10 protein-coding genes are annotated in these 12,237 nt (G+C 66.8%); 8 read left to right on the top strand and 2 right to left on the bottom strand.

Going from position 1 to position 12,237, the window contains the following annotated elements; genetic code table 11:
- The first annotated feature begins 39 nt into the window (after positions 1–39).
- Both atpD and PU724_RS17250 read left to right on the top strand, forming a co-directional pair.
- Positions 40–1,605: a F0F1 ATP synthase subunit beta gene (atpD, locus tag PU724_RS17255; RefSeq protein ID WP_127283052.1), complete on the top strand. Its 1,566-nt coding sequence runs from the start codon at positions 40–42 to the stop codon at positions 1,603–1,605.
- Between the two features lie 108 nt (positions 1,606–1,713).
- Complete coding sequence (locus PU724_RS17250) at positions 1,714–2,121, top strand: F0F1 ATP synthase subunit epsilon (RefSeq protein WP_127283053.1); 408 nt, start codon at positions 1,714–1,716, stop codon at positions 2,119–2,121.
- Positions 2,122–2,272: 151 nt separating this feature from the next.
- On the opposite strand, the gene PU724_RS17245 is transcribed toward PU724_RS17250, so the two are convergent.
- The gene (locus tag PU724_RS17245; RefSeq protein WP_354423081.1) at positions 2,273–3,922 is read right to left on the bottom strand and encodes a mannitol dehydrogenase family protein; all 1,650 of its coding nucleotides are present in this window, start codon (positions 3,920–3,922) and stop codon (positions 2,273–2,275) included.
- A 178-nt stretch (positions 3,923–4,100) separates the two neighbouring features.
- On the opposite strand from PU724_RS17245, the gene PU724_RS17240 reads away from it, so the two are divergent.
- Genes PU724_RS17240 through PU724_RS17230 form a run of 3 tightly spaced genes read left to right on the top strand, consistent with a single transcriptional unit; the run spans position 4,101 to position 5,426 of the window.
- Positions 4,101–4,277 (top strand): hypothetical protein, encoded by a 177-nt coding sequence (locus PU724_RS17240; RefSeq protein ID WP_354423345.1) that lies wholly within the window; start codon positions 4,101–4,103, stop codon positions 4,275–4,277.
- A 19-nt stretch (positions 4,278–4,296) separates the two neighbouring features.
- Positions 4,297–5,076: a 2-dehydro-3-deoxy-D-gluconate 5-dehydrogenase KduD gene (gene kduD, locus PU724_RS17235; RefSeq protein WP_354423079.1), complete on the top strand. Its 780-nt coding sequence runs from the start codon at positions 4,297–4,299 to the stop codon at positions 5,074–5,076.
- An 11-nt stretch (positions 5,077–5,087) separates the two neighbouring features.
- Positions 5,088–5,426: a cupin domain-containing protein gene (locus PU724_RS17230; RefSeq protein WP_354423077.1), complete on the top strand. Its 339-nt coding sequence runs from the start codon at positions 5,088–5,090 to the stop codon at positions 5,424–5,426.
- A 15-nt stretch (positions 5,427–5,441) separates the two neighbouring features.
- Here PU724_RS17230 and PU724_RS17225 read toward each other — a convergent pair whose 3' ends face one another.
- On the bottom strand, positions 5,442–6,455 hold the full coding sequence (locus PU724_RS17225) for a glycosyltransferase family 9 protein (protein WP_354423076.1): 1,014 nt from the start codon (positions 6,453–6,455) through the stop codon (positions 5,442–5,444).
- 343 nt (positions 6,456–6,798) lie between these two features.
- Between PU724_RS17225 and PU724_RS17220 the strand changes: the two genes are divergently transcribed.
- The 3 genes from PU724_RS17220 to PU724_RS17210 all read left to right on the top strand — a co-directional run bounded on the left by PU724_RS17220 (position 6,799) and on the right by PU724_RS17210 (position 12,177).
- The gene (locus PU724_RS17220; RefSeq protein WP_354423075.1) at positions 6,799–8,466 is read left to right on the top strand and encodes a sulfotransferase; all 1,668 of its coding nucleotides are present in this window, start codon (positions 6,799–6,801) and stop codon (positions 8,464–8,466) included.
- Positions 8,467–8,604: 138 nt separating this feature from the next.
- The gene (recQ, locus tag PU724_RS17215) at positions 8,605–10,446 is read left to right on the top strand and encodes a DNA helicase RecQ (protein ID WP_354423330.1); all 1,842 of its coding nucleotides are present in this window, start codon (positions 8,605–8,607) and stop codon (positions 10,444–10,446) included.
- Between the two features lie 243 nt (positions 10,447–10,689).
- Positions 10,690–12,177, top strand: coding sequence for an HAL/PAL/TAL family ammonia-lyase (locus PU724_RS17210; RefSeq protein ID WP_354423073.1), 1,488 nt, complete (start codon positions 10,690–10,692; stop codon positions 12,175–12,177).
- The last annotated feature ends 60 nt before the right edge of the window (positions 12,178–12,237 follow it).

Raw genomic sequence — 12,237 nt, 5'->3', positions numbered from 1 at the left:
ACAGCGCGAGAAACAGAAAGACGAAAAAGGGCAAAGACGATGGCGAAAGCAGCGACTCCGAAGACCGCCGCCAAGGCGGCACCGGCCAAGGCTCCGGCAGCAGCCGCGAAGGCCGCTCCGGCCAAGAAGGCGGCGGCACCGGCCAAGGCAGCACCGGCCAAGGCGGCGAGCGTCGCCGTCAAGAAGACCGGCGCCGTCGGCAAGGTCCGCCAGGTCATCGGCGCCGTCGTCGACGTGCAATTCGGCGACCACCTGCCGGCGATCCTGAACGCGCTGGAAACCTCCAATGTCGGCAACCGCCTCGTGCTCGAAGTGGCCCAGCATCTGGGCGAGAACACCGTGCGCTGCATCGCCATGGACTCCACCGAAGGCCTGGTCCGCGGCCAGGAGGTCTATGACACCGGCGCGCCGATCTCGGTGCCGGTCGGTCCCGGCCTGCTCGGCCGCATCATCAACGTCATCGGCGAGCCGGTCGACGAGGAAGGCACGGTCGACGGCGTCGAACAGCGCGCCATCCACCAGCCGGCTCCGGCCTATGTCGACCAGTCGACGGAAGCGCAGATCCTGGTCACCGGCATCAAGGTGCTCGACCTGCTCGCTCCTTACGCCCGCGGCGGCAAGATCGGCCTGTTCGGCGGCGCCGGCGTCGGCAAGACGGTGCTGATCCAGGAACTGATCAACAACGTCGCCAAGGCGCATGGCGGCTTCTCGGTGTTCGCCGGCGTCGGCGAGCGCACCCGCGAAGGCAACGACCTCTATCACGAGTTCATCGAATCGGGCGTCAACAAGAAGGGCGGCGGCGCCGGCTCCAAGGCCGCTCTCGTCTACGGCCAGATGAACGAGCCGCCGGGCGCCCGCGCCCGCGTCGGCCTGACCGGCCTCACCGTCGCCGAGTACTTCCGCGACCAGGGCCAGGACGTGCTGTTCTTCGTCGACAACATCTTCCGCTTCACCCAGGCGGGCTCGGAAGTGTCGGCGCTGCTCGGGCGCATTCCCTCGGCCGTGGGCTATCAGCCGACGCTGGCCACCGACATGGGCGCGCTGCAGGAGCGCATCACGACGACAACCAAGGGCTCGATCACCTCGGTGCAGGCGATCTACGTGCCGGCCGACGACTTGACCGACCCGGCGCCGGCGACCTCGTTCGCTCACCTTGACGCTACCACCGTGCTCAACCGCGCGATCTCGGAAAAGGGCATCTACCCGGCCGTCGATCCGCTCGACTCTACCTCGCGCATGCTCGACCCGATGGTCGTCGGCGAGGAGCACTACCAGGTCGCGCGCCAGGTGCAGTCGATCCTCCAGCGCTACAAGTCGCTGCAGGACATCATCGCCATCCTGGGCATGGACGAGCTGTCGGAAGAGGACAAGCAGACCGTCGCCCGCGCCCGCAAGATCGAGCGCTTCCTGTCGCAGCCGTTCTTCGTCGCCGAAGTGTTCACGGGCTCGCCGGGCAAGCTGGTCGACCTCGCCGACACCATCAAGGGTTTCAAGGGCCTCTGCGCCGGCGACTACGACCACCTGCCGGAAGCCGCGTTCTACATGGTCGGCGGCATCGAGGAAGCGGTCGAGAAGGCTCAGCGCCTGGCGGCTGAAGCGGCGTAATCAAGGCAATAGGGAGTAGTCAGTAGTCAGTAGTGAATAGCAGCTGGGTGATCGGACAATTGTCCTCTCCCTACTCCCTACTCACTATTCCCTACTCACTAGATTGACATGGCTGAAGCTTTCAAGTTCGAACTGGTCTCGCCGGAGCGCCTGCTGGTTTCCGAAGAGGTCGAGTCCGTCGTCATTCCGGGCGCCGAAGGCGAGATGACCGTGATGGCCTTGCACGCGCCGGTCATGACCACGATCAAGCCGGGCGTCGTCACGGTGAAGACCGTCGGCGGCAAGGAAGAGCGCTACGTGGTGTTCGGCGGCTTCGCCGATATCGTGCCTTCGGGTTGCACGCTGCTTGCCGAATCGGCGGTGGCGGTCGGCGACATCGACCGTGCCGACCTCGCCCGCCGCATCCAGGAAGCCAAGGAAGACGCCGCCGACGCCAAGGACGACCAGGCGCGCAGCAAGGCGGAACAATTCCTTAGCCAGCTCACCACGCTGGAAGGCGCCATCCTGCCGGCCTGAGGTTCAGTTCTCACAGACGATTGAGAAAGCGGGGGCATGCCCCGCTTTTTTGTTTGCCTGGCCGTCCAATGGCAACGACTATTCATCGCGCCAAGTGGTAAGCATGTCCGCAGGTAAACAGGCGCGAGCGCCTCACTAAAGGAATCTCGGCTTAGTCAGCCTCAATGCTGTCTATGCCAAGCGCGGCGAAGGCCAGGGTGGGGCCGTCGCGGCGCAAGTGGACGAGATGGACAGCCACGAGTTCAATCAAGGTCTGGCGTTCGGGGTGGTCCCTGGCGAAGCCTGCGAGATCGAACACGGCCGTCACGGTTTCGTTCGCCGGCAGCTGCCGGCTCAAAAGTTCCGTCAGCGGCGCGTCGAGCGGATCCGTGAAATGGGCTTCCGGCAAGGCCTTGCCGCGCGCCGCGCAGGCGGCGATCCAGGCGGCCACCACCAGCGTGAGATGGACCATTTCGGTGCCGGCTTCCAGGCACTCCAAGACTGACGCCACGATGCGCTGCGGCAGTTTCTGGCTGCCGTCATTGGCGATCTGCGCGGTGCGGTGGGCAAGCGCGGTGTTCGAAAAGCGTTGGGCGAGTTCCGCCGTATAGGCGCTGGTGTCGAGCCCGGCGTCCTCGGGCAGCGTCGAAATGGCCTCGGCCCACAGGCGATCGACGAACTGCCGGATCGCCGGATCGGCGAAGGCGCGGTCGACGGTCGCATGGCCGCTGAGCAGGCCGAGATAGGCGATGCCCGAATGCGAACCGTTGAGCAGTCTCAGCTTCATGTCCTCGAAGGGACCGACATCGGCGACCATGGTGACGCCGAATCTTTCCCAGGCCGGCCTGCCGGCTGGAAAATCGTCCTCGACCACCCATTGGCAGAACGGCTCGGTCATCACCGGCCAGGCATCCTCGACGCCGAGCTCGACCGCGATGCGTGTCCGGTCGGCGTCCGTGGTGGCCGGCACGATGCGGTCGACCATGCTCGACGGGAAGGCCACGTCGTTTGCGATATGGCTGGCAAGAGGGGCATCGCCCTGTGGGGCGAGCCCGGCATCGCCTGCGGCGAGCTGGACATCGCCCTGTTGGGCGAGCCCGGCATCGCCTGCGGCGAGCTGGACATCGCCCTGTTGGGCGAGCTGGACATCGCCCTGTTGGGCGAGCTGGACATCGCCCTGTCGGGCGAGTCCTTGATCGCGAAGCGCGGCGAACTCGACCAGCAACCGGTGCAGCGTGGCGCCGTTGGCCGGCAGGTTGTCGCAGCAAAGAACGGTGAAAGGCGGCGTGCCGGCGGCGCGGCGGCGCGCCAGCGCTTCGGTCAGGAAACCATGCGCCGTGCGCGGCGATCCCGGATTGGCCAGATCGTGGACGATGTCGGGGTGGGTTTCGTCGAGCCGGCCGTCGGCGGCCCTCAGATAGGCCTTCTCGGTGATGGTCAGCGTGACGATGCGGGTGCGCGGGTCGATCAGCGCGGCCAGCACCGCGCCTGGGTCCTCGGGCGCCACCAGCATCGACTGGATCGAGCCGATGATACGCAGGCTCTCGCCGCCGCTGTCTCGGATCGCCAGCGTGTAGAGCCCGTCCTGCGGCGCCAGCGCATCGCGCGTGTCGGCGCTGCGCAGCGAGACGCCGACAATGCCCCAGTCACGGTCTCCCGCCGCCAGGCAGTCGTCGACATAGGCGGCCTGGTGGGCACGGTGGAAGGCGCCGACTCCGAGATGGACAATGCCCGGCGCGATGTCGTCCCGATCGTAGGCGGGAACCGAAGCCTGATTTGGCAAGGACCGCAGCGTCCCATCGGAGAGGCGGTCGTGGGTCATGGCACCAAAAACGCTGAGAGGTTTCGGCGGAGCGGCATGCGGATGTCCCCGTGCGATGGATCGGATGCGGGGTATCATCTGTTCCCCAATGCCGCAAGCAGGCGGGTGGATGCCGGCCGCGTTGACATCGTTCCTGCTCGACCGTACCGATTGTCCATCCTGGGGAGCCGCTATGTCCATGATCGCGCTGACCGATCCGGATCTGCTGTTCCCCACCGAGGCGGATGCGCGCGTTGCCGGCGCGCCTTACGCCGGCGTGGAAAAGCTGCCCATCGTCAGCCCGCACGGCCATACACAGGCGAACCGGCTTTTGCGCGGCTTGGACGCGATCACGGAGGCACTGCGTCATCGATGACAGACAAATGTTGGATATCATGAGCAGGACATTGCCCGATCTTTCCGCCTTCAGCCTCGCCGGCAAGCGCATCCTGGTCACCGGCGCCAATACCGGCATCGGCCAGGGCATCGCGGTGTCGGTCGCGCGTGCCGGCGGCACGGTGGTCGGCGTCGGCCGCTCGGCGATGGATGAGACCGCCGAAAGGATAGAGGCGGCCGGCGGACACTTCGAGGCGGTGCGCTGCGACCTTGCCGACTCGACGGCAGCGCAGGCGATGCTCGACCGGGTCTGGCACGACAGCGGATCGCTCGACGGCCTGGTCAACAATGCCGGTATCATAAGGCGGGCCGATGCGGTCGAGCTGACGGAGGCCGACTGGGACGACGTCATCGACGTCAATCTGAAGACGGTGTTCATGCTGAGCCAAGGTTTTGCCCGGAATGTGCTTGCCGAACCCGGACGGCGCGGCAAGATCGTCAACATCGCTTCGGTGCTGAGTTTCCAGGGCGGCATCCGCGTCGCCTCCTACACGGCCTCCAAGCACGGCGTGCTCGGCATCACCCGGCTGCTCGCCTGCGAATGGGCGCAAAAGGGCATCCACGTCAATGCCATCGCACCCGGCTATATCGAGACCAACAACACCGAGGCGCTGCGCGCCGATCCCGATCGCAGCGCCTCGATCCTGGCGCGCATCCCGGCCGGGCGCTGGGGGCGGCCGGAAGACATCGGCGACGCCGCCGCGTTCCTGCTCGCGCCGGCGTCGGACTATATGCACGGCGCCGTGGTCCCGGTGGACGGCGGCTGGCTGGCGCGGTGAGGAAGATGACGATGACCGAAGCGAAGATATTCTCGTATGCCGGCGAGGCAGCATGGACGCCGACGCAGGACGGCAACCGCCGGCGCGTGCTCGTCCACACCGACGAGCTGATGATGGTCGAGTTCGGCTTCGACAAGGGTGGCGTCGGCGCGCTGCATTCGCATCCGCATGTGCAGGCGAGCTACGTCGCCGAAGGCCGCTTCGAGGTGACCGTCGACGGCCGCACCGAAGTCCTGGAAGCGGGCAGCAGCTTCATCGTTCCGTCCAATCTGCTGCACGGCGTCAGGGCGCTGGAGGCCGGGCGCCTGGTCGACAGCTTCACGCCGCACCGCGCCGATTTCCTCGGCTGATTTCTTGACGGGGATCTAGCGGGGCAAGGCGTGGTCGCGTCGGCTCGCGGCGAGCAAGCGATGGGTGGCCTCGATAATCGCCTCGGCGGGCGTATCGGAGACTTTAGCCGATCTCCCGCGCCTTGGCGCGGTGACCACCTCGACGGTGTTCGACAGCGGCCGCCACCGCTCCATGTTGGCGCCGTTGTTGATGATCACCGTCGGGGTCATGACCGTGGCGAACAGATGGCCCAGGCCGCCTTCCATGCCGACATAGGCGGCCGCCATTTCGCCGAGCGCAAGCAGCAGGTCGCTGAACGCTTCGGCATCGAGCCCAAGCTCCGGGCCGACCGGTTGAAGGCGGGGTTCCTTCGCGGCAAGGGCCTGCTGGCTCGGTCCGCTGCCGGGGGTGACCAGATACAGCACCTGGTAGCCGGCATCGATGAGGTTGCCGGCGACGGCGGCGACCTGGGCGTCACTCATGAACTTGTTGCCCTTGGCGTTGCCGCCAAGAAGGATCAGCGGACGCTGGTCCGCGCCGCGTAACTGACGCGCCAGGGCGCGGGCAGCCTGCGGAACGTCCAGCCTGTGGTCGAATGGCAGATGCCTGCCGGCCAGCCGCTCCACTAGCCGATGGTAGCGCCAGGCATTGTGTTCGGGACGCAGCGTCCATCGGACGCCCGGACGCCAGGACAGCAAATAGCCGGCAAAATTGGGCTCGTAGCGAACGCCCCGGCCGATGAGCTGCAATCCGGTCACCAGCAGGCCGGGCACACCGGTGCGGAAATCGACCAGCGTCGTTTGTCCGCCGCGCGGCTTGAACTCGGCGAGAACAGCCGAAAGCGGCGTCACCGGCCTGAAATCGTCGATGAGGGAAGCGGCGTGCTTGCTCAAGACACCGGTGAGCGAGGAGTTGCCCATTGTGCCATAGACGATGTGGCTATGCGGGAAGGCCGTTCTTGCGGCGCGCAATGCCGGCAGCCTTAGCAATCCGTCGCCGAGGGCGTCGTTGCGGGCGTAGAAGATCAGCAGCGGTGCGGTCGAATCCATGCCGGTGCGGAACCCGTGGCTCAGGGCGGAAATGAGCCTCGATCAAGGCGCGCTCTGGTCCAGCCGCTGATACTGAAGCCGTCCTGGCGAGTCAAAGGCGATCTGCCGCGCATCCAGGAACAGAAAACCCGCGCCTCCGGGGAGGCGCGGGTATGTTGCCTGGGCGCGTGTCGCGCCGCGGTACTCAAAACATCACCGCAGGACTGGGACGGTGCCGCAACATGGTGAAGATAGGTTTAACGCGGGCTCGATCGAGGTGCTCCAGCCTGTGGATAAACCAGGCCATTTGCAGGCATCTGGAAATGCACGTATCTGACCATGTACGCGGGCGGAGAGGCAAAGCTTGAACGAAGGCCGCAAAGAGGCTTTTCAGCTTGGGACTCGCCTGGTCCTGGCGGCGCGGCGGCACGGACCCATCGTCACGCCGGGCATGCTGCCGGGCGACGACGGCGCCAACATCAACGGCCCGTCGCTGATCAGGGTCCCCGACTGGCTGCCGGGCCGGCTCGGCGCCTATTATCTCTATTTCGCCCACCACACCGGCACATACATCCGGCTCGCCTATGCGGATTCGCCGCAGGGCCCGTGGCGGGTCCATCCCGGCGGGTCGCTGTCGCTCGACCAGTGCGCGTTCCTGCGAGAACACATCGCTTCGCCGGACGTCCATGTCGACGCCCAAGGCCGCCGCCTGGTCATGTATTTTCACGGACCGACCGAGGCCGGCGGCCGCAGGCAGACGAGTTTTGCCGCGACCTCGCGCGACGGCATCCATTTCGAGCCCCATCCTGAGCCGCTCGGGCCATCCTACGCGCGGATCTTCCGTCACGGCGGCTGGTGGTACGGGCTTTTCGGCACCGGCGCGGTCTGGCTGTCGCGCTCCAGCGACGGGCTTTCGGGCTTCGAGCCGGGCCCCGTGCTGTTGTCTGCCTCGGGCCGCCGTCTCTCCCCCAGGCATGTCGCCGTGCAGACATGCGGCGAGCAGCTCAGGGTCTACTACACGCGCCGGGGCGATGCGCCGGAGCGGATCCTCTACGGGACCGTCGATCTTGCCCGCGACTGGCAACGCTGGAAGGTGCGCGGCAAGGCCGAGCTGCTGCGGCCTTCATGTGGGTTCGAAGGCAATGGCGAGCCCGTCCGGCGCAGCCGCACAGGAGCGGCAAAAGGCCGGGAAAACGCCCTGCGCGATCCGGCGATCTTCGAGGAAGGCGGCCGGACATGGCTGCTCTATGCCGTCGCCGGCGAGAGTGGTATCGCGCTGGCCGAAATCCATACGGCGCAGGAGCGGATGGCGGAACGGCTTGCCGGAACCCTTCGGCGGGTGACCTCTGCGCTGTCGGAACGGCTTCGACGCCTCGGCATCCGCACCAGGGCGCCCAGGCGGATATTCATTGCCGGCTGCGCGCGCAGCGGAACCACGCTCGCCCGCCGGCTGATGGGCTGCTTCGACGATACCTATGTCCATGAATTCGAATCGCCGTTCCCGAAGCTGCTCGAACTGAAGCGCCCGCATGCCAATCTCGTCGTCAAGCGCACCGCCGAGAGCCATGAGCTGCTCTGGCAACTGCCCGCCGGCATCGGCCTCATCTATTGCGTGCGCCATCCTTTCGACGTGCTAACCAGCGCGCATCCACAGACGGTGCATCTGCGCCCCTTCCATGTCACGACCGAACGCTGGGAGGCGGAGTATGCCGGCTTGATCCGGTTGCGCGAAGCCCAGCCGGCGCGAAAGATCCTCTATCTGCGCTATGAGGACCTGATTGCCGAGCCGGATGCCGAACAGGCGCGGATCGCCGGCGCGTTCGGCATTGCGCCGGCGATCCGCTTCAGCGCCGATGCGGACAATCCGGTCCACGCCACCTCGTTGCGGAAATGGGAACGCAATGAGGCGCTCAGGACCTATCTCCAGGGTCTGCCGCCGGCCTTCCTCGCCCGCGTCGAGATGTTCTGCCGCGAATTCGGCTACGAACTGCCGGCAGATGTGAACGCCGGAAGGGGCGAACGTGGAGTGTGAGTCGCACCGGGCGCCTGCGGCGGCGCACGGTCCGCCGCTTGAAGCCGACCAGAACGCAGGCGGCATACGCGGCGGGTGGCGCCCGGGCGATCTTGCCTTTAAGACCACGGCCTCGACCAAACCGGGGACCATTGGGTGATGCACAGATCGGCGGCGAGCGTCCCGGCGGATGGACGGGATGCCAAGCATCGCGTCCTCAAGGACGTCTTCGGTTTCGACGATTTTCGTCCCGGCCAGGCGGCGGTGATGGAGGCGCTGCTTGCCGGGCAACATGTGCTGGCGGTGATGCCGACCGGCGCCGGCAAGTCGCTCTGCTACCAGGTCCCGGCGCTGGTGCTGGGCGGGCTCACCATCGTGGTTTCGCCGCTGGTGGCGCTGATGCAGGACCAGGTCGCGGCGCTGCGCCTGGCAGGGGTCGCCGCCGACACGATCAATTCATCGCTCGACCGCGACGCCAACGTCGCCGCCTGGCGCCGCGTCGCGTCGGGCCAGACGCGGCTGCTCTATCTCGCCCCGGAGCGGCTGATGACCGAGCGCATGCTCGATGCGCTGGCCAGGCTCGACGTCCGCCTGATCGCCGTCGACGAGGCGCATTGCATTTCGCAGTGGGGGCCGGCGTTCCGCCGCGAATACGAGGACTTGTCGCGGCTCGGCGGCATCTTCCCGGATGTGCCCGTCATCGCGCTGACGGCGACGGCGGACGAAGGGACGCGCGCCGACATCGAAGCCCGGCTGTTCGCCGGACGCGTCGAGACCCTGGTGCTGGGCTTCGACCGGCCGAACATCAAGCTTGCCATCGAGGCCAAGCAGGACAGCAAGCGCCAGCTGCTGCGCTTCGTCGAGCGGCATCCCGGCCGCAGCGGCATCGTCTACTGCCTGTCGCGCCGGAAGACGGAGGAGATGGCGGCCTTCCTCGAGAAGAACGGCGTCACCGCGCTCGCCTATCACGCCGGCATGAGCAAGGAGGCGCGCGAAGCGAATCAGAACGCCTTCATGACGCTCTCCGGCGTGGTGATGGTGGCGACCATCGCCTTCGGCATGGGCATCGACAAGCCCGACGTCGCCTATGTCTTCCACACCGACCTGCCGGGCAGCCTCGAAGCCTATTACCAGGAGATCGGCCGCGCCGGCCGCGACGGCAGGGCGGCGGAGGCGCATATGCTGTTCGGCCTCGGCGACATCCGCACGCGCCGCATGTTCATCGACGATGAGGACGCCGCGCCCGAGCACAAGCGGCGCTCGCATGGCCGGCTCGACACGCTGATCGGCTATTGCGAGACGGCGCAGTGCCGGCGCCAGGTGCTGCTCGGCTATTTCGGCGAACAGGCCGAGCCGTGCGGCAATTGCGACAACTGCCTTGAGCAGGTGCCGCGCGCCGACGGCAGCGCCGAGGCGCGTCTCATCCTCGCCGCCGTCGCACAGAGCGGCGAGCGTTTCGGCGCCGCCCATGTCATCGACATCCTGCTCGGCCATGAGACCGAGAAGGTGCTGGCCAGGAGCCATCAAAGGCTTGCCAGCTTCGGCACCGGCATGGCGCACAAACGGCCTGCGTGGCTGTCACTGATCCGCCAGCTCGTCGCCGGCGGGTTTCTCATGCCCGATCCGGCCGGCCATGGCGGCCTCGCCATCGCCGACAGCGGCCATGCGCTCGGTCGTGGCGAGGGCTCGTTCGAGTATCGCGTCGAGACGCGGCACCGCTCCATGCGCGGCAAGGCGCGCTCCGCCGAGGGTGGCGGAGCGGACATGGACGGCGTGGATGCCGCGCTACTCGCCACGCTCAAGACGCTGAGGCTGCGCCTGGCTAAAGAACGCCAGGTGCCGGCCTATGTCGTCTTCTCTGACCGCACGCTGATCGACATGGCCGACCGCCGCCCGCGCGACCTCGACGCCTTCGCCGAGGTGAACGGCGTCGGCGAAGCCAAGCTCAGGGAGTTCGGCGAGATTTTTCTCGAAGCCATCGCCGGGCATCGCGCGATCTAGTTCGGGCGCAACCAGGGCGGCGAACGCCCTGTCTGCTCAGACCACGTTCCCGATCGCAACACGCATTCCTGGCCGGCAGTTGCCGAACGCCGGTCGGCACGAGCCAAGTTCCGCTGAATTTTTTCACCTTTGTCCCCCGCCGCGGCGAAATTCCTACAAAAGGCATGCTCGGAAAGCCTTAGGTACGGCGCTGCTGGGACCCAGCGCAGTTTTTGAGGGCGTCAGCCCGGGTGGAATGCACGAATGACAATAATCATCGACAATGCCGCAAACTGGCGCGACATCGCGCGCGTCGGAGACGGCGAAAAGCTGGAATTGGCGCCGGCCGCCTGGGATCGCATCGCCTATGCGAACCGCATCGTGGCAAGCCTCGTCGAAAAGGGCATCCGCGCCTATGGCGTGAACACCGGGGTCGGGGCGCTTGCAAGCCAGGTGGTGGCGCCAGCCATGCAGGAGAAGCTGTCGCGCAACATCATTCTAAGCCACGCCTGCGGCGTCGGCGAACTCGCGCCTGAACGCGGTATCCGCGCCATCATCGCCGTGCAGGTGGCAAATTTCGCGCATGGCCACTCGGGCGTGCGGCCCGAGATCGTCCGCAATCTGCTCACCTTCCTCGAGCGCGGCTGCATTCCGGAAGTTCCTTCCCGGGGATCTGCCGGATATCTCACGCACAATGCCCATATCGCGCTGGTACTGATCGGCGAGGGCATGGCAAGGGTCGCCGGACGCAGGATGAACGGTCGCCAGGCTCTGGCCGAGATCGGCCTGGAGCCGCTGGTGCTGGGCGCCAAGGAAGGCTTGAGCCTCGTCAACGGCACGGCATGCGCTACCGGCCTGACAAGCATCGCGCTGGTGCGCGCCGAGCGTCTGCTGTGCTGGGCCGATGCGGCGGCGGCGCTCACGCTGGAGGCCGCGGGCGGGCAGATGGCGGCCTTCGACGAACATGTGCTCGCCATGCGGCCGTCGCCCGGCATCGAGGCAGTCGGCACGTCGTTGCGGCGTCTGCTCGATGGCAGCGGGCTGATCGCGGCGGCGCAGGGCAGTCGCACGCAGGATGCGCTCAGCCTTCGCGCGGTGCCGCATGTGCACGGCGCGGCGCGGGAAGTCCTCGAGCGTTCCGCGCACCTGGTCGATCGTGAACTGGCCTCGGTAACCGACAATCCCGCGGTCTCCGGCACGATCGATGATCCGAAAGTGTTTTCGCAGGCGCATCCGGTGGCGCCCGCGCTCGGTCAGACCGCCGACAGCTTGACGATTGCGCTGGCGCAGGTCGCGGCGATGAGCGAACGTCGCATCGACCGCCTGGTCAACCCGCTGGTCAACAATCTGCCGCCATTCCTCGCCGCGGAGGGCGGTTGCAATTCCGGCTTCATGATCGCCCAGTACACCGCCACGTCGCTAAGCAACGTCAATCGACGCCTTGCCGCGCCGGCGGCGACAGACGGCGGCGTCACGTCCGGCCTGCAGGAGGATTTCCTCGCCCACCCGACCGTGGCGGCCAACAAGCTTTTGGCCGTCATCGACAACGCCGAATATATTCTGGCGATCGAACTCATGGCAGCCGCGCAGGCGCATGATTTCCTTTCCGACCGCGCGGCACGGGCGCCAGGCACCGATGCCATCTATCGCGCCATCCGCCAGCGCGTCGCGCACTACAGCGACGATCGCCCGCTGTCCTGGGACATGGAAAGGCTGCGCGATTTCATCCGCGAGGCCGATGTGGGGCAGTGAAAGGCGGATGTCGGGAGAGGCTCCGAGCCGCCCGCCTGCTCTAAAGCTTCGGAGGGGCAA

It is taken from the genome of Mesorhizobium abyssinicae (genome assembly GCF_049887195.1).
In the GTDB taxonomy this organism is placed as follows: domain Bacteria; phylum Pseudomonadota; class Alphaproteobacteria; order Rhizobiales; family Rhizobiaceae; genus Mesorhizobium; species Mesorhizobium abyssinicae.
The sequence above is the reverse complement of the archived record's forward strand: the minus strand, read 5'-3'. Positions and strand labels throughout refer to the sequence as shown.

Excerpts from the sequence above, each read along its gene's own strand:
- kduD (WP_354423079.1), top strand. The coding sequence starts at position 4,297 with ATGAGCAGGACATTGCCCGATCTTTCCGCCTTCAGCCTCGCCGGCAAG.
- PU724_RS17245 (WP_354423081.1), bottom strand. The coding sequence starts at position 3,922 with ATGACCCACGACCGCCTCTCCGATGGGACGCTGCGGTCCTTGCCAAAT.
- PU724_RS17225 (WP_354423076.1), bottom strand. The coding sequence starts at position 6,455 with ATGGATTCGACCGCACCGCTGCTGATCTTCTACGCCCGCAACGACGCC.
- PU724_RS17230 (WP_354423077.1), top strand. The coding sequence starts at position 5,088 with ATGACCGAAGCGAAGATATTCTCGTATGCCGGCGAGGCAGCATGGACG.
- PU724_RS17210 (WP_354423073.1), top strand. The coding sequence starts at position 10,690 with ATGACAATAATCATCGACAATGCCGCAAACTGGCGCGACATCGCGCGC.
- atpD (WP_127283052.1), top strand. The coding sequence starts at position 40 with ATGGCGAAAGCAGCGACTCCGAAGACCGCCGCCAAGGCGGCACCGGCC.
- recQ (WP_354423330.1), top strand. The coding sequence starts at position 8,605 with ATGCACAGATCGGCGGCGAGCGTCCCGGCGGATGGACGGGATGCCAAG.
- PU724_RS17240 (WP_354423345.1), top strand. The coding sequence starts at position 4,101 with ATGATCGCGCTGACCGATCCGGATCTGCTGTTCCCCACCGAGGCGGAT.
- PU724_RS17250 (WP_127283053.1), top strand. The coding sequence starts at position 1,714 with ATGGCTGAAGCTTTCAAGTTCGAACTGGTCTCGCCGGAGCGCCTGCTG.